The 22785-nt window shown below is 65.2% G+C and carries 19 protein-coding genes, 1 tRNA gene and 2 pseudogenes; 11 read left to right on the forward strand and 11 right to left on the reverse strand.

Annotated features, from left to right (window positions below):
* Positions 1-157 precede the first annotated feature (157 nt).
* On the forward strand, positions 158-406 hold the full coding sequence (locus tag ACYCO6_RS32715) for a PilZ domain-containing protein (RefSeq protein WP_459767222.1): 249 nt from the start codon (positions 158-160) through the stop codon (positions 404-406).
* 54 nt (positions 407-460) lie between these two features.
* Here the strand turns inward: ACYCO6_RS32715 and ACYCO6_RS32720 are convergent, their stop codons facing one another.
* A complete protein-coding gene (locus tag ACYCO6_RS32720) occupies positions 461-1762 on the reverse strand; it encodes an ammonium transporter (protein ID WP_459767224.1) in 1302 nt (433 codons plus the stop codon).
* A 307-nt stretch (positions 1763-2069) separates the two neighbouring features.
* Complete coding sequence (locus tag ACYCO6_RS32725) at positions 2070-2447, reverse strand: hypothetical protein (RefSeq protein WP_459767226.1); 378 nt, start codon at positions 2445-2447, stop codon at positions 2070-2072.
* A 747-nt stretch (positions 2448-3194) separates the two neighbouring features.
* On the opposite strand from ACYCO6_RS32725, the gene ACYCO6_RS32730 reads away from it, so the two are divergent.
* Positions 3195-4793, forward strand: a complete 1599-nt coding sequence (locus ACYCO6_RS32730) for a porin (protein WP_459773829.1) — start codon at positions 3195-3197, stop codon at positions 4791-4793.
* A 641-nt stretch (positions 4794-5434) separates the two neighbouring features.
* Positions 5435-5728: a hypothetical protein gene (locus ACYCO6_RS32735; RefSeq protein WP_459767228.1), complete on the forward strand. Its 294-nt coding sequence runs from the start codon at positions 5435-5437 to the stop codon at positions 5726-5728.
* An 84-nt stretch (positions 5729-5812) separates the two neighbouring features.
* Here the strand turns inward: ACYCO6_RS32735 and ACYCO6_RS32740 are convergent, their stop codons facing one another.
* From ACYCO6_RS32740 to ACYCO6_RS32760, 5 genes are all read right to left on the reverse strand, one after another.
* The gene (locus tag ACYCO6_RS32740; RefSeq protein WP_459767230.1) at positions 5813-7195 is read right to left on the reverse strand and encodes a sensor histidine kinase; all 1383 of its coding nucleotides are present in this window, start codon (positions 7193-7195) and stop codon (positions 5813-5815) included.
* Positions 7182-7862 (reverse strand): response regulator transcription factor, encoded by a 681-nt coding sequence (locus tag ACYCO6_RS32745; protein ID WP_459767232.1) that lies wholly within the window; start codon positions 7860-7862, stop codon positions 7182-7184. The genes ACYCO6_RS32740 and ACYCO6_RS32745 overlap by 14 nt, the downstream gene beginning before the upstream one ends.
* Positions 7863-8038: 176 nt before the next feature.
* A complete protein-coding gene (locus ACYCO6_RS32750; RefSeq protein WP_459767234.1) occupies positions 8039-9427 on the reverse strand; it encodes an efflux RND transporter periplasmic adaptor subunit in 1389 nt (462 codons plus the stop codon).
* Positions 9427-12696 (reverse strand): efflux RND transporter permease subunit, encoded by a 3270-nt coding sequence (locus ACYCO6_RS32755; protein WP_459767237.1) that lies wholly within the window; start codon positions 12694-12696, stop codon positions 9427-9429. Before ACYCO6_RS32755 ends, ACYCO6_RS32750 begins: the two co-directional genes overlap by 1 nt.
* Positions 12697-13025: 329 nt before the next feature.
* Positions 13026-13298 (reverse strand): hypothetical protein, encoded by a 273-nt coding sequence (locus ACYCO6_RS32760; RefSeq protein WP_459767239.1) that lies wholly within the window; start codon positions 13296-13298, stop codon positions 13026-13028.
* 7 nt (positions 13299-13305) lie between these two features.
* Between ACYCO6_RS32760 and ACYCO6_RS32765 the strand changes: the two genes are divergently transcribed.
* Complete coding sequence (locus ACYCO6_RS32765) at positions 13306-13593, forward strand: hypothetical protein (RefSeq protein WP_459767241.1); 288 nt, start codon at positions 13306-13308, stop codon at positions 13591-13593.
* On the opposite strand, the gene ACYCO6_RS32770 is transcribed toward ACYCO6_RS32765, so the two are convergent.
* Complete coding sequence (locus ACYCO6_RS32770; RefSeq protein WP_459767243.1) at positions 13590-14303, reverse strand: hypothetical protein; 714 nt, start codon at positions 14301-14303, stop codon at positions 13590-13592. The genes ACYCO6_RS32765 and ACYCO6_RS32770 overlap by 4 nt on opposite strands.
* 211 nt (positions 14304-14514) lie before the next feature.
* On the opposite strand from ACYCO6_RS32770, the gene ACYCO6_RS32775 reads away from it, so the two are divergent.
* Positions 14515-14976 (forward strand): alpha/beta hydrolase domain-containing protein, encoded by a 462-nt coding sequence (locus ACYCO6_RS32775; protein WP_459767245.1) that lies wholly within the window; start codon positions 14515-14517, stop codon positions 14974-14976.
* A 143-nt stretch (positions 14977-15119) separates the two neighbouring features.
* On the opposite strand, the gene ACYCO6_RS32780 is transcribed toward ACYCO6_RS32775, so the two are convergent.
* Positions 15120-15195: transfer RNA gene (locus tag ACYCO6_RS32780), tRNA-Ala, on the reverse strand.
* A 476-nt stretch (positions 15196-15671) separates the two neighbouring features.
* Between ACYCO6_RS32780 and ACYCO6_RS32785 the strand changes: the two genes are divergently transcribed.
* From ACYCO6_RS32785 to ACYCO6_RS32800, 4 genes are all read left to right on the forward strand, one after another.
* Positions 15672-15899, forward strand: a complete 228-nt coding sequence (locus tag ACYCO6_RS32785) for a hypothetical protein (protein WP_459767247.1) — start codon at positions 15672-15674, stop codon at positions 15897-15899.
* Positions 15900-16007: 108 nt separating this feature from the next.
* Positions 16008-16289, forward strand: coding sequence for a DUF6894 family protein (locus ACYCO6_RS32790; RefSeq protein ID WP_459767251.1), 282 nt, complete (start codon positions 16008-16010; stop codon positions 16287-16289).
* A gap of 189 nt (positions 16290-16478) precedes the next feature.
* The gene (locus tag ACYCO6_RS32795; protein WP_459767253.1) at positions 16479-16898 is read left to right on the forward strand and encodes a VrrB protein; all 420 of its coding nucleotides are present in this window, start codon (positions 16479-16481) and stop codon (positions 16896-16898) included.
* 598 nt (positions 16899-17496) lie between these two features.
* On the forward strand, positions 17497-19488 hold the full coding sequence (locus tag ACYCO6_RS32800; RefSeq protein WP_459767255.1) for a PHA/PHB synthase family protein: 1992 nt from the start codon (positions 17497-17499) through the stop codon (positions 19486-19488).
* Positions 19489-19857: 369 nt separating this feature from the next.
* Here the strand turns inward: ACYCO6_RS32800 and ACYCO6_RS32805 are convergent.
* A pseudogene (locus ACYCO6_RS32805) lies at positions 19858-20795 on the reverse strand (IS110 family RNA-guided transposase).
* Positions 20796-21410: 615 nt separating this feature from the next.
* Between ACYCO6_RS32805 and ACYCO6_RS32810 the strand changes: the two are divergent.
* Together ACYCO6_RS32810 and ACYCO6_RS32815 are read left to right on the forward strand one after the other, a co-directional pair.
* A pseudogene (locus ACYCO6_RS32810) lies at positions 21411-21616 on the forward strand (hypothetical protein); the annotation flags it as partial.
* 39 nt (positions 21617-21655) lie between these two features.
* The gene (locus ACYCO6_RS32815) at positions 21656-22294 is read left to right on the forward strand and encodes a L,D-transpeptidase (RefSeq protein WP_459767257.1); all 639 of its coding nucleotides are present in this window, start codon (positions 21656-21658) and stop codon (positions 22292-22294) included.
* Positions 22295-22488: 194 nt separating this feature from the next.
* Here ACYCO6_RS32815 and ACYCO6_RS32820 read toward each other — a convergent pair whose 3' ends face one another.
* Complete coding sequence (locus ACYCO6_RS32820) at positions 22489-22701, reverse strand: hypothetical protein (RefSeq protein ID WP_459767259.1); 213 nt, start codon at positions 22699-22701, stop codon at positions 22489-22491.
* Between the last annotated feature and the right edge of the window lie 84 nt (positions 22702-22785).

Here is a 22785-nt window from a genome sequence, read left to right on the forward strand (position 1 = left end):
GAGGCGCAAAGCCTTTCGGCGCATCGCTGTGCCGGAAGCGATCGGGCACCGTCCCGATCCTGGCAGATGATACGGTCACGGAAAGCCTGAACGTCCGAATGGCTCAATCGCGTGCGGGATCCGATGGGGTTCGACCTGCGAGCCGAGGGTGACGAGGATGGACGACAGACGTGCGGCTCCCCGCAGACGAACGCTGCTCCGGGGGCATATCGAGCTTCTCGGCGGCGGTGCGATCGACTGCACGGTCCGCAACATGTCGGACGCGGGCGCGCGCCTGCGCGTCGTCAGCGTGATCGGCGTGCCCGACGAATTCGCGTTGTCGTACGGACCTCAAGCCCAGCGCCTGCCGGCGCGGGTCGCATGGCGCAGCGAGACCGAACTCGGCGTCGTCTTCAGCGACGCGTGATCGCCAGGGCGGGCACCGGCACCGGCCTGCGGCGAACCGACAGGCCGGTGCGTCTCATCTGTTCGTGAACTCGTAGGCACGCTCGCCGTGGCTCGCCAGATCGAGGCCGTCATGCTCGGCCTCCTGATCGACCCGCAGTGGCGTGACGAGGCCGAGGAGCCGCGCCAAGCCGCAGGTGAGGAGGCCTGACCAGAGCGCCGCCACCGCGATGGCCAGGGCCTGGACCGCGAGCTGGCCCAGGACCGTGCGGCCCTCGCTCAGGCCGATTCCTCCGAGTTCGGGCAGCAGAAAGAGTGCGAGCAGGAGCGAGCCCAGGATGCCGCCGACGCCATGAACGGCGAAGACATCGAGGGAATCGTCGATGACGAGGTGGTGCTTCACGTAGAGGGTCACGAAGAAGCAGACGAGACCGCCGGCCGTGCCGATCAGAAGCGAAGCGGCCGGCGAGACGAAGCCCGCCGCCGGCGTGATCGTGGCGAGACCCGCCACGCAGCCCGTCACGATGCCGATCGAGGTGGGCTTGCGGATCTTCACCCATTCGGCCGCCGTCCAGGCCATGGCGCCCGCCGAGGCCGACAGGTGCGTGACCAGGATGGCGTTCGCAGCGCTCGCATCCGCCGCCAGCGCACTGCCGCCGTTGAAGCCGAACCAGCCCACCCAGAGCATGCCGGCGCCCATCATGGTCATGCCGGGGTTGTGCGGCGGGGTCAGCGTCGTGGGAAATCCGCGCCGACGCCCCACCAGGATGGCGAGAAGCAAGGCCGAGATGCCCGCCGTGGTGTGCACCACGATGCCGCCGGCGAAATCCAGGGTCCCGAGCCCCGCGAGCCAGCCGCCGCCCCAGATCCAGTGCGCCACCGGAACATAGACGAGAAGCAGCCACAGGGCCGAGAACAGGGCCACGAAGGGAAAGGCCACACGCTCCGGGATGGCCCCGATGATCAGGGCCGGCGTGATCACCGCGAACGTCATCTGGTAGAGCGCGAACACGGCTTCCGGGAGCGGCGTCGCCGGGCGCAAAGGCTCCAGATGAGCCAGAAAGGCCTTGTGAAGCGTGCCGATGAGGGCGCCGTCGCCGTCGAAGACCAGGCTGTACCCGAACAGGGCCCAGAGCACGGAGGCGATGCAGCAGATGGCGAAGCACTGCATCAGGACGGACAGGACGTTCCGGGCGTGGACCAGGCCGCCGTAGAAGAGGGCGAGGCCGGGCAGCGTCATGAACAGAACCAGAGCGGAGGCGGTCAGGATCCAGGCCGTGCTGCCGGTATCGGGCGCGGCGGCGGCCGCGAGACTGGGGGAGGTGAACAGGATCAGGAGCGCGAGGCCGGACAGGCCTCGTGCGGCGGACGACAACATGAGGGGCACCCTTCAGGAAACTGCCGCGCTCTCAAGCAGACTGCCTTCCGGCGAGGCAAGCGCGCACCTGCTCGTGAGGGCGAAGCGGCGAACAAGATATCGTGTGCCCTCGGGGGCCGGCGCCCTGCAGGAGCCGTCGTCGAACGCGTGGACGGCCGGCTTTCGGGGGGAGGAGGCGATCCGGCAGCCGGCACGCCGGCACGTCAACGAGGGAGTTCGCTCACCGCACTTCGGCGCGCGTCGCGTTCGTGGCTCGACGGGGCAGCGGCCCTGATCGAGGGTGGTGCGCTGTCCGTGATCGTGGCCTTCAGATGAAGGGAGTTGCCGCCCCGTCAGCCCGAAACTTCCTCAGGGCGAATCCACAGAGCAGCGCGGCCATCCGGATGAATGCAACGGCCGCGTAGGCACAGCTGGCGAGAACGAGGGTGACCCCCGCGATAGTGTTGCCCTTATCGTCATATTTTAACGACTCATCCAGCGGCATGAACATGACATACGAGTGCGAAAATCCGATCAGGCCAAACAATGACCAGCAAGTTATGATTGTGAACGCGAGAACGATCCAAAATTCCAACTCACGCACGCTGATCCTCCTCCAGTTGTCGATTTCATAGGCATAAGGATTTTTCAAGTCCAGTGGATCTGCAGGTTGCAAATTAAAATCGGCCAATATATGCAAATACATTTCATTATCCGGCGCTTTGTTTAAAAATTAGTGCCAGAATTTTGGGAACACCGGCCGGAGAAGCAGATTGTGAGCGGGGGGATGCATTCCTGATTGTAGGAAAAGCCCTGGTGAGACGCACCCTGACGACTGTGCTTGCGGTGTTCGCAGCAAGCCCTGTCCTGGCTCAAGGAGCCGCTGCCCCCGGTCGGCTCAATCCGGAGCGGCCGACCGGAGAGCGGCAGCCTAACACCGCCGGAAACCGCCGGAACGTCGTCGTTGCACCGGGTCGGACGGGAGCCGGCACCGTCACCACGGATTCGGCAGCGGGCGCCAATGCAAGCCACCCGGAGCGACCGGCTCCGAACGGGAGTGCGGACGGCGGCAGCGGCAGTCACTGAGCCGACCGCGCGCCTCACGCTCGAGCGCGGTCTGCGCGCGACCTTCGACATCCTCGCCCGCAAGGCACCGAGGCCCCCGCCGGCCTCGTTGCCCTGAGACATAGCCGAGTTCCGAGGGTCGGCCTTGATTCTCTAATTTCAAATATAAAGCCGATTTTATGAACTTAACGTCCGTTGATAAAAGAAAACGTATTTTATTTGTAAAATGAACCTTGCGCCGATACGGTCAAGATGCCGATCGAATGGCCGGCCAAATCTCTAAAACGCTGCGAGGCGGGGCTTTGTTCATCGCAGAGCCGACGACTGAACGCAGAGATCTGGATTGACGCTTGCGCTTGATGCAGGTGGCGTCGGATGCGGGGACATGATGACTAAAATCAAGACGCTTCTGTTGTGCTCTTCGGCTATAATGCTCTCGGGGATCGGCGCAAAAGCCGCCGATCTTCCAACAACGAAGGCGGCGCCAGTCGAGTATGTCCGCGTCTGCAACGCCTACGGGGCCGGATTCTTCTATATCCCCGGAAGCGACACCTGCATCCGCCTCTCGGGCCGAGCCCGTTACGACTTCCTCTCTCAGTCCACCAAGGTTCGCAGCGGGACCGGCGGCGACGTGACCGGCTATCTCGGCCTGCTCCGCTTGAACCTCGATGCGCGGACCCAGACCGACTACGGCACCCTGCGCGCCTTCCTGCGGCTCGACGTGGCCGATCGCAGCGGCCCGTTCCTGACTTCCGCATCCCGCCAGCGCGAGGGCCTGGCGTTTCCCGGACTGGGAGCCGACGCCTTCAGTCGCACGCAGACCTATATCAACGCCGACAAGGCGTTCATCCAGTTCGCCGGGCTGACCGCGGGCCGTGCGGCCTCGTTCTTCGACTTCTACGCCCACGATTTCGAGCTGATCGGCGGCACGGCCGGGTCCGATACCTACAGCACGAATCTGCTCGCCTACTCGGCGACCTTCGGAAACGGCTTCACCTTGACCGCCTCCATGGAGGATCCGGTCTACCGGCGCTTCCCGGTCTTCGGCAGCGGCTCCGCGGTCGGCGCCTTCACGGCGGCCGGCGGCTTCGCGGGCTACAGCAACGCCTTCAACCCGTTCACGCCCGCCACCTATCTCGCTCCGATCGTCGTCGGACCCGGCAACGTCGCCTTCGTGGACGTCACGCAGAAGTCCCGCCTGCCGGACTTCGTCGGCGTCGCGCGGATCGATCAGGCCTGGGGCTCCGCCCAGCTCTCCGCCGCCGTCCACGAGATCAACGTCGGCGATGCCTCTAGCACCGTGGCGGGGGTGTCGACGGCAACACCCGGGCTCGGCATCTCGCCCACCGGGCGGGCCTCGAGTGCCTACGGTTGGGCGGTCCAGGGGGGCGTGAAGGTCAATCTGCCCTTCATCGCGACCGGCGACACCCTCTATCTCCAAGGTGCGTACGGCCAGGGTGCGCTCACCTACACCGGCATCTCGAACTACACGGCACCGTATGATGCGCTCGCCGCCGCTCCGGTAGGCGGTGGATCCTTCCAGCAATACTACGCCGATGCGGTGCTGAACCCGGCCACCGGACGTCTTGAGCTGTCGACGACCTTCTCGGCCGTCGCGTCGCTGCTCCATTACTGGGCGCCGGCCTGGCGATCCGCCTTCTTCGGGAGCTATGCGGAAATCGACTACAATGCGAAGGGCCGAAACGCTCTCGGCCTTCTGGGCTTCGGCTTCGCGCCTGCCGGCGCGAGCGCCGCGAACACTCTGGCCTTCGCTACCAGCCCCATCCTGCGCGGCAACAACCAGATCATCACCGGAGCGAGCCTGATCTGGACGCCCGTCAAGGACCTCGATATCGGCGTGGAGGGCGAGTACATCCGCACGGCGCTCAACAGCGGCGTGACGCCCGATATCTCCAAGAATTCGCTGCGGTACATCAACTCCCAGGATGCGGCACAGGTCCGCTTCCGTGTGCAGCGGGATTTCTAGGCCTGCGCTTTCGCCACTATAGGAAATGGATCCTGTAAGGAGCCCGGCCGCGCGGCCGGGCTTTCGTGCGTGCGCGTGCTGGCGCGGTATTCGAACGTAAAACGGCCGAGTTCAGTAAATAAAACAACTTTTCATTGCGCCCGTGCAGGGAGCGATTACAAGAGAGACAGCTCTTCGGCGGCTTGCTTCGCTGCTGACTGAGCGGATGCTTAGGCTTCAGATCCAGCGGGCCCGGGTACCAGGGCAGGGCGGATCCGATCCAAAGCTTCAGACCCATACGACTTCGCCGACCGGGAGACCGGTCGGCTTTTTCGTTTCCGGAACGCCGCCGCATCTGCCCCCGGCGCGAGCTCAAGGCTCGCCTTGGCTCTGTTGCCCAGGGCCACCCCGTCCGGATCCGGTGATGGCCGACGCTCCGGATTGCGGCAGGCCTGGACGGAGCCCGGGGCACCGCGAGCCGCATTCTCAAGTCGGCCGAAGCGCTGCAGGCACATCGCCCCGTCGAAAAGATATTTTAGAATTTTAAGACCGGTCGCAACTCGAAAACATTATTGCTCAATAAAACATTGTATTTAAAAAGACATAACAGCATCGTCTTATCCCGTCGCCGATGCGCGACAGCACGAAGACGAGATCTTGCCATGAAGAGCTTTGTCCTGGCCTGCACTCTGGGCGGCCTCCTGATCTCCGGCACCGCGTCCGCTCAGGATGGGGATGCCACGATCGATCCCAGCCTCATCATCCGCACCCATGGCAGCGGCCTGGATGCCGATTCATACGCGCAGGGCAACGACCATTCCGGCGGCATGTGGGAAGGTGCAACGGGCTACAGCTCCTCGGCGGCGCAGCCTGCCTATGTCCAGACCGTTCCGGCCGATCCCCAGTGGAGCCGGCTGAACACCCGTGCGCGCCGCCGCCACCCGGCCTCCTACTGAGCCTCACGCCGGCCCGGTGCCCCGCCCCGACGGGGCGGGCGCCGGGCCAGGGGCGGCCCCCCCTCATCGGGCGCGGAAAAGGCCTCAGGCCTCGGCGGCCGCAACGCGCTCCGGATGTTTGGCCGCCGCGGCGTGGCGCCAGAGCAGCGTGGCGCAGCAGCCGGTCCCAGGGCTCGCAACGTCGAACTCGGCGCTGTGCAGCCGCGCGATGGAATCGACCAGGCTGAGCCCGATCCCGAAGCCGCTCTTGTCGGTCTTCAGCGCCCCACGGCGATACCGGGCCCGGACGGCACCCAGTTCCTCCGCGGGGATCCCGCAGCCGGTATCGGCCACGCGGATGCCCGGGGGGGTGCGCAGGAGCGTGACCTCGACCTGTCCGCCAGCAGGCGTGAACTTCAGGGCGTTGTCGATCAGGTTGCTCACGGCCTCGAAGATCAGGCTTCGGTCGCCCTCCACCGCGCAGGCCACGTCCGGCCGCTCCCAGCGAAGCGCGATGCCGCGCTCGGCGGCCAGAGGCTCGTAATACTCCACCGCGTCCTCAAGGAGCCGACCGAGGTCGACGTCCGTGAAGCCGGACCGGCGCAGGCGATCCTCCATTTCCGAGATCCGCAGCAGGGCCGAGAACCGGATGACGATGGACTTGACCTCGGCGAGCACATCCTCGTTGCAGGCGCGGAAGGCCTCGACGGTATCGACCTTGCGCAGGGACCGCTCCAGGGTGCCGATCACCCGGGTGAGCGGCGTGCGCAGGTCGTGGGCGATGTTCTCGTTGACACCCTTGATCTCGAGCATCAGCCGTTGAAGCTGGTCGAGCATGTCGTTCACCACGCGGGTGAGGTGCGCGAGGTCGGCCGAGACGCCCCGCGTCGGCAGCCGTTCGCTGAGATCGCCGCGCATGATGCGAACCACCGCCGAGGTGATTGCGTCGTTCTGACGGAGTGATCCGACGCCGAAGATCACGGCGCCGATCAGGCCGATGACGATGGTGGCCGCCATTCCCCAGGAGAATGTCTCGACCAAGGCGTTCTCGAGGGACTGAAGATCCTTGGCCGAGCGGCTGACCAGGACGTACTCGCCGCTCGGGAGCTGCGTGAGCTGGCTGAACAGCGTGCGCGTCCCGTGCTCCATCGGCTGCGTCAGGACGAACGGGTGTCCGACCGGTGCCGTCGCCGGGTAGGAGATTGGCGCACCGGCCCTACGCACGTGGTCCGGCCCGAACAGCACGAGGGGGCGGCCGCCCTCCGCGAAATCCTCCGAGGCGTCGATGCGCTCGCGCAGGGCCCGCGGCGGGAGGTTCAGGAGGTGCTTCGACTCCCACTCCACCCACTCGAAGGCGGCTTTGCGGCCGTAGCTGCGCGTATCGACGTACAGGAAGCCGCACAGGGCGAGCGATGCGCCCCCGAAGGTCGCGAAGAACAGGCTCGCGACCCGGAAGCCGCTCGTGCGCCGGACCTCAAGAAGTCGCACGGAGGATGAAGCCCGTGTTGCGCACCGTGTGGATGCGCGGGTTCAGCCCGTCGGGATCGAGCTTCTTGCGGATCTTCCCGATATGCACGTCGATGACGCTCGACTGGTGGTTAAAGCTGTAGCCCCACACCGACTCGAAGATCATCTTCCGGCTCACCAGGACGCCGGCGTTCTGCATCAGGAACTCGATGATGGCGAATTCCTTGGGCAGCAGCTCGACGGGGCGGCCGGCGCAGTAGAGCACGCGCTCGATCAGGTCGAGGCGCAGGTCGCCGACCTGAAGCTCGTTGACCGCCTCGGCGGCCAGTTTGCGCCGGGCCAGCGCGTCGACGCGGGCGGTCAGTTCGATGAACTCGAAGGGCTTGGCCAGGTAATCGTCGCCGCCGGCCCGCAGGCCGTCGACGCGCTCGTTGACGGCCGACAGGGCGCTGAGGATCAGGACCGGCGTCGAGACCTTCGCGGCGCGCAGCTTCGTGAGCAGGGACAGGCCGTCGATCTCGGGCAGCATGCGATCCAGGATGATCACATCGAAGTTGCCTTCCATCGCCTTGCGTAGTCCGGTCGTCCCGCTCGGAGCCTCGTCGACCTGAAACCCGTATTCCGTGAGCGCCGATCCGATCTCGGCGGCAACGCGCCGATCGTCCTCGACGACCAATACGTTGGCCATCCTTTTCTCCTTTTTATTTTGTATGCGCCCGCTTGGCCTGGCCCCCAGCGGTTCGGCGGGGGCGCCGGAATTATCCCCTCCGGGCCCGCTGTCAAATGGCGGTCGATCGTTGCTGGCGGCATGCGTCATTTGGTCGGCGAAGCTTACAGGAAGGTGAGGGGCCTGAACCATGCGCATCACTCCGCACTCGCCTGCTCGGAGAGCTTGGCTACCGAAGGCTGTGAGGCGGTATTGCCTCTTGGTACGACCCGGCTGCCGTCCCGCAGGTCCGCGGGCGGGTTGAGGACGACGGTCTCACCGCTCTTGAGCCCGGTGCGCAGCTCGAGCCGAGTGCCGAGATCGCGCGCAATCGTGATCGGGCGCAGCCGGACCGTGTCGTCGGGCTCGACGACGGCGACGTGCGTGCCCGCCGCGTCGAAAATCAGCGCCTCGGCGGGCACGGTCACGCGCGGATGCGTGCGCGGCACCGCGAAGGTCACGGCGACGTAGAGGCCGGGCCGCAGGACCCGGTCCGGGTTCTTGACGTCGACCTCGGTGTCGAGGGTGCGCACGGAGGAACGCAGCGCCACGGAGCTGCGCGACACCGTTCCCCCGAACACCCGGTCCGGCATCTGCGCGACGGTCACCCGCGCCCGGACGCCGTCGTGGATGCCCACCGCCGCCGATTGCGGCACCTGCACGGAGACGCGCAGGACATCCGAGCTGTCGATGGAGAAGAGCGGCGTGCCGCTGCCGGAATCGGCGTGGACGAGATCGCCGACATCGACCATGCGGGCGGTCACGACGCCGTCGAACGGCGCCACCACGTTCTCGAACGTGGTCAGCGTCCGCAGCCGGTCGACGGTGGCCTGCTGGGCCGTGATGTTCGCCTCGGCGACCTTCACCTTCGCCTCCGCGGCAGCCAGGGCCGCGGTGGCCGTCAGCATCCCGGCCCGGCTCTGGTCGGCGTTCTGCTTCGAGGCCCAGCCCTGGCCGGCCAGCGTCGAGGTTCGGGCATCGGTGGCGTTGGCCAGCGTGACGTTGGCCTTCGCCTGCTCGACATCCGCGCGGGCGACGGCGAGCTGGGCCCGGAGCTGGCCGAGCTGGGCCTCGGCCTGGCGCGCCTGCTGATCCAGATCCGGTGCGGCGATGCGCACGAGAAGGTCGCCCTTCTTCACCCGTGCGCCGATATCCACCCGGCGCTCGGCGATGTAGCCAGTGGCGCGCGCGAAGATGTCGGCGTGGTCGAAGGCCTCGGTCTGGCCCGGAAGGGTCAGGGTCATCGGTTCGCCGTCCTCGGTGGCCGAGAGCGTGCGCACCGCCGGGACGAAGTTGACCGCCTCGGCCTGCGTCTCCAGCGAGGCCTGGTAGGTCTGCCAATGTCGCCAGCCCCCGAGGCCGAGGGCGCTGCCCAACGCCAGGAACGCCACCAAGAAGGGCCGCTTGCGCGGCGGCGGCAGCGCGGCATGCACCAGGGCCTCCCCGGCCCCGTCCTGCCGCAGGGGATCGATCTCGACCGCGTGGCGATGCGCCCGCTCGGCGGCGTCGAGGGTGCCAGATTCGTGGGCGTCGGACGGTGCGCGCATCAATAATCCTCGAGGGGCTTGATCGGGTTGCGCCGAAGCAGGGTGTAGAGGAGCGGGACGAAGAGCAGCGTCGAGAGCGTGCCCATGCCGATCCCGCCCATCACCGCGCGGGCGAGGGCGGCGTTCTGCTCGGCGCCTTCGCCGGAGCCGATCGCCATCGGGATCAGGCCGAGGAACATGGCCGAGGCGGTCATCAGAACCGGGCGCAGCCGGGTATGGCCGGCCATCAGCGCGGCCTCGCGCGCCGAGCAGCCGGTGGCCTCGCGGTGCTCCTTGGCGAAGGTGACGAGCAGGATCGAGTTCGCGCTCGCCACGCCGACCGACATGATCGCGCCGAACAGCGCCGGGATCGAGAACGCCGTGCCGGTGATGAACAGGCTCATCACGATGCCGCAGAACGCGAGCGGCAGCGCGGCGATGACCACGAAGGGGTCAGCCCAGGTCTGGTAGTTCAGGACGAGCAGCAGGTAGACGGCCACCAGCGCGATCCCGAGCCCGAGCTCGATATGCGAGAAGGCGCTCTCCATGCTCTCGATCTGGCCGCGGACCAGGATCTTGTCCGGGGCCGGCAGCTGCGCCCGTGCGTCGGCGACGATCCTGTCCACGGCGTTGCGCACGGTGCCGAGATCGGCGTTCTGGACGTTGGCGAGGATGTCGAAGGTCGGCTGCTGGTTGACGTGGTTGATCACCGTCTGCTCCGGCTGCCGCTGCATCGTGGCGATGTTCGACAGCAGGATCGGAATGCCGGGCCTGTCATGCGCGGTCGCATGCACGGAGACCGGCGTATTCATCAGCTGGTCGATGTCGGCGTTGCGCCATTCCGGCGTCTGGACCCAGAGCTGGTAGGGCATCCCGGACTTCGGATCGGCCCAGAAGTTCGGGCTCACCTGAAAGGAGCCGGAGAGCGAGACGTTCAGGTTCTGCGCGATGGACTGTTCGCTGACGTCCATCTCCGAGGCGAGCCTGCGGTCGACGTTGACGTACATCTGCGGCGCGTCGACGATCTGGTGGAGGTGGACGTCGACGGCGCCCCTCACGGCCGAGATGCGGCGGACGAGGTCGCGCGCCACGGCGAGGTCCTCGGCGTCGTGGCGTCCGGAGACCTGCACGTCGATCTGCGTGACCGTGCCGAAGTTCAGGATCTGCGTGATGATGTCGGAGGGCTGAAAATAGAAAACGTCGTTCGGGAAGGCATCGCGCAGGACCTTGCGCAGGCGTTTCTCGTAGACCGAGATCGGCTTGTGCTCGCCCTTCAGATTGATCAGCATCTGGCCGTCATTGTAGGCGACGAACGACGCATCCATGAAGGCGAAGTTGTAGTTCGATGCCGGCAGGCCGATATTGTCGAGGATGAGACCGAGTTCGTCCTTCGGGACGACCTGCCGGACGACGTCCTCGACCTGCGCGAAGGTCTTCTCCGCCTGCTCGATCCGCTCACCCGGGCGGGTGCGGATATGCAGCGTCATCTGGCTGGATTCGATCTGCGGGAAGTAGTCCTGCCCGACGAAAGGAAAGATCGCCGCGGTCACCGTGAGGACGGTGAGTACGCCGAACAGGGTGCGGGCCGGATGGCGGAGCACGGCGGAGAGGAGCCCGACATAGCCGGCGTGGAACCGCGCGAAGCTCCGCTCGAAGGCGGCCCGGAAGGCGAGGGCGCCGCGCACCGGATACCGGAGCCCCCAGAGGAGCGGGCGCGCCGCGAAGCCGAGCAGCCGGCCGCGGATCGAGCGGCGTCGTGGTGCCGCCAACCTGTCGGTCGCAGGGTCTGAACCGCCGTGATGCCGGGCGTATTCCGGGGCGACGAGGACATCGATCAGGATCGCCACCAGCGTCCGCGACAGCAGGTAGGAGGTCAGCATCGCGAACACCACCGCCTCGGCCTGCGGGACGAACAGGTAGCGGGGCGCGTCGGTGAGGAAGAAGACCGCCGAGAAGGCCGAGCAGATCGCCAGCGTGGAGATCAGCGCCGGCTTGGCGATCCCGGCCACGCCCTCGATCACCGAGCGGCGGAACGGGAAGCCCTCCTCGAACATCCGATAGGTGTTCTCGATGGCCACCGTGGCGTCGTCCACCAGGATGCCCACCGCCAGGGCGAGGCCGCCCAAGGTCATCACGTTGATGGTCTGGCCGAGGGCGACCAGGATCGACAGGGAGGTCAGGATGCAGAGCGGGATCGAGACGAGCACCACGAGGGTCGAGCGCCAGGAGCCCAGGAACAGCAGGATCGCGAGACCGGTGAGGCCGGCTGCGATCACCGCCTCGCGCACCACGTCGGTGATGGCGTCCGAGACGAAGACCGACTGATCGAACAGCGGCGTGATCGTCATGCCCTTCGGTGCGGCGGCGTGGATGTCGGGCAGGGCGGCCTTGACGGCGTTCACGACGTCCAGGGTTGAGGCCGCGCCGTTCTTCAGGACCTGCAGGAGGACGGAGTGGTGACCGTCGGCGCGGACGATGTTGATCTGCGGCGGCGAACCGTCCCGCACATGGGCGACATCCCGCAGCAGGACCGGCTGGTTGTTCTCGACCTTGATCGGAATGCGATTGAGCTGATCGACGAGCTGCGGGCTCGAATTCAGCCGCACCGTGTACTGTTGTGTCCCGATCTTCGCGAGACCGGAGGGCACCACGAGGTTCTGCTTGAGGACCGCGTTCAGGACGTCCAGAGGCGTCATGCCGATCGCGCGCAGCTTGGCGGGGTCGAGATCGACCATCACCTGACGCGGCGCCCCGCCGTAGGGTGACGGCAGGGTCGAACCCGGCACCTCGGCGAGCCGCCGGCGGGTCCGGTACTGCGCGTAATCGAAGACTTTGGTGAGCGGCAGCTTGGACGACGACAAAGCCATCTGGATGACGGGCACCGACGAGGCGGAGAGCCGCATGATCACGGGCGGCTGCACGCCGGGCGGCATGCGGGAGCGGATCGCGTTCATCGCCGAATCGACCTGCGTCATCGCGAGATCGATGCTGACCGCGGAATCGAAGTAGATCCGCTCGGTCACGGTGCCCTGGATCGAAGTGGATTCGATCCGCCGGATATTGTTCACGTTGCTCGACAGCGAGAACTCGCTGTAGTTCGTGATGCGCTGAACCATGTCGGTGGCGTCGAGGCCGTTATAGGTCCAGACCACCACGACAACCGGAATGTCGACGGACGGCAGCACGTCCTTCGGTGCCACCGCGATCGAGCCGATGCCCGCCAGGAACATCAGGACGGCAAGAACATAGAAGCTCTTGCGAAACTTCAGGGCGAACCGAACGAGATCCATCTGCTCCAAGCGTCCTGCCTCGGTCCCGCGAGCACGCCGCGCGGATGACGAACGCGTGTGTCGGTCGGACGAGGTGCCATGTGCGGAAGAAGCGCCAGGTGGAAACCGAGCGCCGCCGGAATGTAGGTTGCGCCTCGCGGATCATCGAATGAATTCGCGCTCACATTCCAAAAGTTTTTTTACTTTGGGAGAATTCTTGCGGATCTCTGAAAGACGGATCCCACAGGCACTGGTCCTGCCTGGGGTGCTGGCCGTCAGGCTTTCGGCTCCGGTTTAGAGTTTTAAGAATCTTTCAGAAAAATAATTGGTTTCAGAATCGCAAGCGCTATTCATTTGCGGGCGGGCCGAAAGAATTCTAATTCCGGCTGACGGAACTTGAGCATCCAGTCGATCCGGGGACGTGCCGCGAACAGATCGCCCTTGAGGAGGTCTGTGGTGAGGCTCCTCGGTCTCGTCACGACGTAGCGTCGTGGGCCGGGGGCCCGCCCGACCGCGCGCCCGGCCACCAATCCGGACTTCCATCGGACTGCCGCCCCGGTTTCGGCGCTCTGGACGCGCGCGGGCCAGCGGCAGGCCTCACGATCATTCAAGGTCAGGGTCATCCCCACCATGGTCACCAAGCGCGCGCGTATTCTGACGATTGCCGCTCTTCTGTTTCGTCTCACCGGGCCTGCCTTCTCCGAGAGCGAGATGCCCGCGGGCGGCGCGTTCATGAACAGCTACACGGCGGACCCTTACTTCGATCCGAAGTCGCAGTATTCGCAGGCTCATTCCCTCGGGGATGTCGGCGGCCAGCCGATGCTGACGGAGCCCCTCGGTGGGCGGGCACCCTGCGCGCTGTTCGACAAGGCTTGCGCCGACCGGTTCGAGCGCACGCGGCGGCATGCCTACCCCTAGCCCCCCGGATCGGGAGGGCGCCCGGCCCGCCGGCTGCCCTCGGGAGCGGTGGCCGGTCCGGTGCCCTTCCGGAGCCGTTTGCGGCGATCGAACCCGCGCGCGTCCAGCGCAGGACCACTGGTCAGCCGCGGCCGATTCGGCCAAGCCGCGCCGGAAGAGGGGACGTCATGAGACGCTTTTCGCGCGCCGCCGCCTTGCTCGTCGTCGCGATGAGCGGAGGCGCCGCGTACGCCAAGGTCACGCGGCTTGAGATCACGAGCCGGCAGGCCTACGGCTCGTTCAGGGCCGGCGATTACGTCCGTCTCGACGGGCGCGTCGCCGGGGAGCTCGCGCCCGACGAGGGCGGCATTCCCGACCTCGACAAGGCGACGCGCAATGCCGCCGGCAGAGTCGCCTACGGGGCCCGCGTCATCCTTTTCGTCCCGGCCGATCCCGGTTCGGGCAACGGCGCGCTCCTGGTCGACGTCCCCAATCGCGGCAATGCCTACGCGAATGCGCTCTACAACAGCCCACGTGCCCGCCCGATGCCCTCCGGCAACCTCGACGCCGGCACTGGTTTCCTGGAGGATCGCGGCTACGCGGTCGCCGAGGTCTACTGGGAACCCGGCCGAGGGGCGGACCTGCCTGCCTTTTCGGACGCGGACGGGCGGCGTTTCGTCGAGAGTGCCGGCTTCGCCATCGTGCGCGATACGGCCGACTTTCTCGTGCATGCGGCAGCCGACGCCTCCGGGACGCCGATGCGCGCCTCCTTGGGGCGAACCGGCGCGCGCGGCACTGCCGACCTGCCCCTGCCGCCGAATGTGCGGATGTACGACGTCGCCGGTGCGTCGCACGTCACGGTGCTCAAGGCGGAGAGCTGCCGCCTGTCGCCGGGCCGGCTCGACTGGGCTCCGGTCGCCCGCGCCACGCTGCGGAGGCTGGGTGGCGCGCAACGCGCCGCCGCCCGCCACGCAGCTGATGCCGCTCCAGCGTGCCACGGACGATCCCGACGTGCTCCAGGCCCTGGAGGCTCTGCCGGACGCCGTCATCCAAGTGCCGCAGCGCGATGCCGACGGGATCCCGGTTGGCGGCGTGCGCCTGCCGGACGTCGCCGTGCCGCTCGGCGTGCATGGTGGCCAGAATGCGTCGCTGACGACCTTCACCTGCTCGCTCGTCGGAGCTTACCGACCCTTCGCGCGGACGCAGGCTGAAGCCGATGGCGGCCCTCCATCGCTGGCCGAGCGGTACAAGGGCCAAGCCGACTACGAGGACCGCGTCTGCGTGGCAGCGCGGGCAGCGGAGGCGCAGGGTTTTCTGCTGCCGGACGACGTGGCCGTCATCGTCAATGCGGCGGCCGAGAGCCCGATATTCGAGCCGACTGCGCCAGGCAGCTCACCGCGCTGAGGAGCAATGCCCGCGACCGGGCCGAAGGTGCAGGAAGAGGGGCCGTCGGGACGGCGGGCGCCTCGATCGACCGCCGCCAAATCCCCGGCTCCGACAGCGCTCCGGCCGTCCGACGTCAAGCGTCCATTATCACCAGGAAAGCCTGGTGGAGCTGAGGGGATTCGAACCCCTGACCTCCGCAGTGCGATTGCGGCGCTCTCCCATCTGAGCTACAGCCCCGTCGAGGCGACGGCCTTGTAGGCGGAACCCAATAAACCTTTTCTGATCAATCTGTTACAGCTTCCTGTTAGACGGCTCGGCGCGAGAATGCAAGGCGCTTGGGCGGGGCCGCAGAGGCGCCTTCAGCCATCCTGCTGTGACAGGATTGTGACAAGCTAGAGCATCCCTGGACGCTCCCCGGAGGGCCGAATTCCCTCTGGTCGGGTGCCAGATCCCCGTCCGACGGCACAGTCCAGATTGGTTTAGCTTCCGGCCGACAATCCTGAGGGGCGTGGAACACTGCCGATCTGGGCAGCCGCAAGGTTTGGGATAGAGGCCGCCTGAGCCTGCGAGGCTCGGCAGTTCGCACCCTGATTGCTCCGGCTCCCGTCAGCCTGCCATCTTCGCAAGCGCGCGAAAAAAGCGTATCTTTATGCGCGCCGATGTCTCAACGGGTTCAGCAGCTTACATGCTGACCGATAAGGGAGGGCCATCGCATGACCGCTGCTGCGACATCCCCTTCATCGGACGCGAGCGGCGCGCCCCATTATCGGGTGCAATTCATCGACCTCGAAGGCAACGTCGTTCGAACGGAGCGTTTGCTCGCGGCCACCGATGACGAGGCGCTGGCACTCGCGTCCACAATGACGAATGGTCACGCTGTCGAACTCTGGGACGGTCTCAGGTTCCTCGAGCATTTCGACGCGACGTCTCCGCACTTCTGAACAGACGAGCAGCGGGAACGAACTCGGTTCCGAGCGTTGATTTATGTTGGTGTCGGCTGGCGGTCGGCCGGTCCGCCGCGCAACGAGCGGTTCGGGATCGTCTTTGTCTTGGCGACCTACCTCTTCGACCTGCACAGTGACAGCCTGTCGTCGTGGGACGACGACGGGCGAGAATGTGCCAACCCTGAGGAGATCGTTCAGCATGCCGCCGAGATGCTGGCCGAGGCTCTGGACGGCACGAGGGACGATCATGCGGTGGTGTCAGTGCGTGATGCGGACGGCACGTTGATCCTGACGGTGACGCTCAACCGGCGGACGGGGCTTCGCAGCGAGTGGGCCGTCTGGCCTCGACCTGGAACTGATTTCGGCAACGCTCCGACGGAGTCCTGAAAAGGAACTCCGGTTTTTGTGGCTGATTTATTTTCCTCGATTGTACCGGAGGTAAAATCCGTACAGGCCGGCGGCACGACATCACGCACTATCTTGAGGGATGAAGTCCCATACCTCCACCACCCTCGAGGAATAGGAACGGCCCGCTCCTGTCCGACGTTCCTATGTCCTCAAAGTCGGGAGGTAGTTATGCGCGTCAGCCGCATCATCATCTCACTGGCCGTCGCACTCGGGTTCGGATCGACGGTTCAGGCCAGACCTCAGGCACCCATCGAGCATCAGGTTACGCAGCCTGCGCCGCTCACCACTTGGACGGGGTGGGGGCACCACGGTTATGGCCGGCACCTTGGCTGGTACCGGCACGACGGATTTGGGTTCCGGACCGTGCACTACGGCTACCGACCGGTCTACTATGGCTACCGCCGCTACGGTTGGCATCATCGCCACTACTGGCGTCATTACGGCTGGTACCGGCCTCACCACCGTTGGCACCGTTACGGTTGGTACCACCGGCCGTACTACTGGCGGCACTATGGATGGCGCCGTCACCACTGGCACCATTATGGATGGCGCCACAACCACTTCCACCATGCTCGGTTCTGGTACTGAGGCGTGAAGCGTTAAGATAGTCTCTGCATGTGCCGCCCCGTGCCGTAATGGGCATCCTGTCGGCATCAGGGCGGCTGTTCAGCGGGCTGGGATGTCTGTCACATAGAAGATTGCTCTACGATTTCAGAATGTACGCTCCGAGCCAGATCTCATCAGACTACTCTGGCTTCTCCTGGGGTACATGCACCCGAACCATTCGGCTCTCGTCGAGTGTGCCGGCCCGAGAGGAGCGGGGCCAAGGAGCGTAGACCGAAACTCCTCTCGATCGTGGATGCCGCAGGCATCGAGAGCCGCAGCAATGCCGGTGCCCGTCTTGGTGCCCTATGCAGCCTGACCTCACGGCTGCCCGGAGCCGGTAGCTCAGCCATATTTATGGACGGCCAAACAGTCCAACGGCTGTGCCACAGCCCTGCACTCCTTCAATGACGAAAGCACTGCGCTGTCCAATCGCCCACGGAGAAACAGAATTAGGTCGACCGGATCAAACCATCTTGGATCGTTGTTGTCGTAACAAAATGCTGCAGGAACGCCGGCGGCTGCCGCACGCCACAAATCAGCACGGCGCCGCAGCGACAGGCAAGACTTCAGGAGGAAGCCCATGGCTGGTCAGGGCATCGGCATAGGTAGGACGCAACCGAGTCTTGAAGACAAGGCACAAATAACTGAGAGCTCTGGTGGCAGCGTCGGTGCAAAGCTGAACAGTCCAGGCGAGCTATTGAGCTTCTGGACTGCTTGGATGGAACAAATCTCCGTTCCGCCCCAAGCTGGACCGGACCTTGTCTGGCCGCAATGGCAGGGCGCACCCGCCACGTTCGGGCTTCCGGTTCTTCCTGGCAGCCCCGAACAGCTCAACAAGAGCCTGACCGACGATCCGCTTCTCCGCTCCATCGACCAGATCTGGAATGCAAATCCGCTGCGCGAGGTGGTGCCTATCGATTGGGCCGAGATCGCCTGGGCCCTGCGCACAGTCTGGCTTCGTTCGGCCGGAAAGCCGAAGGCTGCCCTGTCGCTCATCGACTTCAACCAGGCGCTCTGGCGCTCGTTCCTCGATGTCTGGCAGGAAGCGGGACAGCGCTGGCTCGGCCTGTTTGGCATGGCGAAGGATGAAGAACCGGGTGCGCCTACGGGTGACAGGCGGTTCGCTGCGCCCGAGTGGCGCACGAACCCAGCCTACCTTGCCCTGAAGGAGCTGTACCTCCTCGCCTCCGATTGGCTGCTGGAGCAGAGCGAGGCGGCTGACATGGACGAGAGTGAGCGGCAGCGCGTCAACTTTCACCTGCGCCAGTTCGTGGACGCGATGAGCCCCGCCCTGATGCTGATGTCCAATCCCGTTGCCTTGCGCAAGGCCGTCGAGACGGGTGGCGCCAGCTTGGCTGACGGTACGCGAAACCTGCTCGCCGACATCGCCGCAGGCCGGCTCAGCATGGTCGATGCGGATGCATTCGCACCTGGGCGCAACCTAGCTCTCACGCCGGGCAAGATCGTGCGCCGCAACGCTTTAATGGAGTTAATCCAGTACGCGCCAGCGACAGAACAGGTCCGCCGCGTGCCGTTGCTGATTCTGCCGCCGTGGATCAACAAATACTACATCCTCGACCTGCGGCCGAAGAACAGCATGATCCGCTACTTGGTCGAGCAGGGGTTCACGGTGTTCGTCGTCTCTTGGAAGAACCCCGACGCGGCGATGGATGCGATCAGCATCGAGGACTACATCGACCTCGGACCCCTTGAGGCCAGCGATGTGGCTCGCGAGATCACCGGTAGCGCAACCGTGAACGTGATGGGCTACTGCATCGGAGGTGTCCTCCTGACGCTGACCCTGGCCGTCCTTGCAGCCAAGAGGGACGAGCGGTTCGGTGCGACCAGCTTCATGGTCTCCCCGCAAGATTTCTCCCGGATCGGCGACACGGCCGTCTTCATGGATGAATCGACGCTCGATCTCGTCGAGCAGCAGATGATGGAACGGGGTTACTTGGATAGCCGCGCGATGAGCAACATGTTCAATCTGCTGCGGTCCAATGACCTGATCTGGACGAACGTGGTCAACAATTATCTACTTGGCAACAGGCCCCCCGCTTTTGACCTTCTGTATTGGAACAGCGACGGCACGCGCATGACCCGGGCTGCGCATAGTTGGTACCTGCGCAATACCTACGTCGAGAACAATCTGGTCAAGCCCGGCAAGATCCAGCTGAAGGGTGAAGCGATCGATTTGGGCCGCATCCGCCAGGATACCTATGCGGTCGGCTGTGAGAAGGACCACATCGTGCCTTGGGATTCGGCGTGGCGCATCACCCAGCTGTTTGGCGGGACCGTGCGTTACGTCCTCGCCTCCAGCGGGCACGTCGCCGGCATCATCAACCCTCCGGGCGGCAAGGGAGGCTACCGCACGCATGAGGACGGCACTGCTGCTGCCAGCAGCCCGGAGGAGTGGCTGCAAGGCGCCGCTCGCCACAAGGGAAGCTGGTGGCCAGACTGGGTATCATGGCTCTCTGCCCGGTCCGGCGAGACAGTTGCGCCGCCGCCTTTGGGCAGTACGCAGCACCCGCCTCTGGGAGATGCACCGGGAACCTACGTCCTTGAGAGATAGGACACGGGCGCCAAGGCTGGGTACCGCACCTGTCGATGCCGACTGGCTCACGTACGGCATCCGAGGATTGGTGTGGCCCGCAGGTGGAAGCAAACCAAGACAACTGCGAGTCCGGCTCCAACCGGCTGCACGTCGTTCGGTTCGTCGCAGTCCTGACAGGCGCAGGTATATTGGCTTAGCCGGTAGTCCCGCACAGAACGGTGGCTGCTGCGTCAGGTTCGAGCGCACGGGTGAGGCTATCGGGCGTCGTAAGTTTAGATGTTTGATCCCGCGGTGTGGTGGTACGGTTGACCACTATGCTGCGAGGGATGCGCTATGGGCCAAGTTCTCCACGGCAGCGCCCGCACGACAGAGCGGCTGTGTTGAAGGTCAAGACGTGAGTGGCCGCCATGGCGTGCGGTCGCGGACGATAGCGTTGAGCGTTACCAGGAGCTTTCGCATCACCGCCACCAAAGCGACCTTCCTCGGGCGGCCCCGCTGGGTGAGGCGCTCGTAGAAAGGTCGGAAGGGAGAGCCTCGCCGGATCGCGGTGAGCGCAGCCATGTACTGCACGCCCCGCACAGATGTTCGCCCGCCCGCGATGGACCGCCGGCCTCGCATCAGACCAGAGTCGCGGTTGATCGGGGCGATGCCGACGAGGGCGGCAAGCTGGTGGCGGCGGATGGTGCCGAGCTCAGGCAGCTGAGCCAGAAGCGTGCGCGCGGTGACATCGCCGATCCCAGGCAGGGACTTGAGCAGCGCCTCGGTCTCGCACCAGACCGGAGAGGCGTTGATGGCTTGGCCGATGTCGCCGTCGAGCTCCTCGAGTTCCTTCTCCAGAAAGGCAATGTGACGGTTGAGCCTCCGGATCAGCTGCTTGTCCACGGCTTGGTCGCGGCGGTTGGTCCTAAGTTGATCATCCCGATGATCTGCCGTCGCCCGCTCACGAGCGCGGCGAAGTGGCTTCTCTCCGGTTTCGGCAGGGGCTTGGCCGGCGGTCTGATGCGTTCGGCGAAGAGGGCAATCACCTCAGCGTCGAGCGTGTCGGTCTTGGCCAGCCGGCCCATGGCTCGGGCGAAGTCGCGGATCTGGCGCGGGTTGACGATGCAGAGCGGCAGTCCGGCCGCTGTGAGCGCTGCAGCGACGCTCGCCTCGAAGCCGCCCGTGGCTTCCAGGACAGCGAGGGCAACCGGGAGGCTGCTGAAGCGGCACGCGAGGGTCTCCAGTCCCTTCGCGTTCCGCGGGACATGGAAGGCCTCGCCCGTCGGCCTGAGATGAACGTCGAGGCGGTCCTTGGACACGTCGATGCCGACGAAGCTTCGCGCCAGCGGGCAACTCCAAGATACAAGGCGATCCGTATGGAGGGGCGGTTCGCTGGTTGCGGAGAGGCCCCTTCCCTCACCGTGAAGTGCAGTTCGGTAGCGTTCCGCGGCGCGGAGTACAGCACGCGAACGAGCGCAGATGGATCCTCCGTGCGCTCGATGGTCGTGGAGCCTGCCTTGTTGGCAATCGTTTTGCCCTCGGACTTCGACCGATACCGAAAGGGGAATTGGACGCACATCGTCTGCTCCCAGATCCCTGGCGGGGAAGCCGAACTTCGGGGTGTCTTCCCGCTTGACGGCGATGGCGCACGCTTCACCGTTCGGCTTTCCGGTTGAGCAACCGGTATGATCCGTTGCCGGCGCCTCAGGCCATGAAGGTCGCTTTGATTGCTCCCGATCAGACCGGCGCAGGCCGGTCTGATCGAAGACACAGAGTTGCAAGTAGCCGATGGATGACCCTGCGCCTTCGGTGCGTCCTCCGAGCCTGCGGCCCGTAAGATATTCTGCTTTGTGTCGCCCCCCTGGGTAACGGCACTCGCCAATATACCATGTTGGTGATGCTGCTAAACAGGAGGGGGGAGGGCATCTGGCACGTGCCGCGCCGAGTCTCTCAGACAACTGGCGCTCTGGCGTCGGCGGCTGCGACGAGGCACGTTCACCGGTGTCGTTGACCTACAGGCGGCGATAAACGCTGTAGCCCCGAGCACAACGAACGGTCTAGGTCCTTCATCTGGACCAAACTTGCAGCAGCCATGCTCAACAACCAGGCTGCACCATCCGTCCGAGGCCGTGCACTAGAGCGGAACCTTGGGCGTACGCCCGCGTAATTTCTTGAGGCTTCGCTGTTCTGGCCCTGAGGGGTTCCCATGCGCTCCCGTTTTCTCGCTGCCTCGTCGAGCTTGTTGCTGACGGCGGTGTTCTCCGTTCAGGCCGAGGCGGACGTCCGCATAAGGATCGACCAAACAAGCCAACGGATGTCTGTCTCTGTTGACGGGCAGCCGCTCTATCGCTGGCCCGTGTCAACCGGACTGCCCGGACACAGAACCCCGAATGGTTCATTCAGAGCCTTGCGGCTGGAGAGGGTCTACTTTTCTCGCAAATACGACAATGCACCGATGCCTCACGCCGTCTTCTTCACATCGGCCGGTCATGCGATTCACGGCACTCGGCACGTCAGACGGCTCGGCCGGGCGGCATCGCATGGATGCGTTCGTCTATCACCCTCGAACGCTGCAGCACTGTTCGGCATCATTGAAGCTGAGGGCTTAGGAAGCACACGGATTACGATAGTAGGAAGCGAGCCACTGGTTGCCAGCAATAGAGAACGTGGCTTCAGGGCGGTGTCGCATAGGCGGCGTTATGATTATGGCACTGTACCTGCAGGGTTGCAGATGCAGATGGAACCCGTTCACGGCTATTACACGCGTGTGCCCGTAAGGCCATCGTACCAACAGCCAGTATATGCGCCCTATGGGTCCGACCCGGTCGATGACAATTTCGAGTAGCGGTCTGCTACCCGTACCCAGCTTCGGCTTTTGCCCTGCGAAGGCCTCGATCGTCGCCTTTCCGACCAGCCGGCGCAGTGTGATTGGTGGGAGACCCTGGGCCTTCGGCCCGTCCTGCGGGCCTGCGGCCCAGAGGACATTTTGATGTTTGTCCCCTAACCTGACCGGTATTTTGGACCGAGCCAATTGCGAGGCTACGGCGTGGTGGCGGGCATGGGTAGCCGGAAGGCCGGATCCGGGAACGTGACGGGCGGCCGGTAGCCGCACAGGGCCGATGAGGTCAGCTTGACCAACTGCAGGGCCGAAATGCCGGGGCTGCGAAGCACGCGGCGCTTGTAGTCCTCTCGATCAGCCCCACGCTTCCTGATCGTAACCTCGGACTCATACCGGGCCAGCAGGTCAGCCACGGTGACCCCCTGAGGGTCTTTGATGTTGGGAGGGCGTTCAGCCCGGCCGATGGATCATTCCAGATCCCGGGCCCACAGGGCCGC

The sequence above is a fragment of the Methylobacterium sp. CM6257 genome (genome assembly GCF_054611515.1).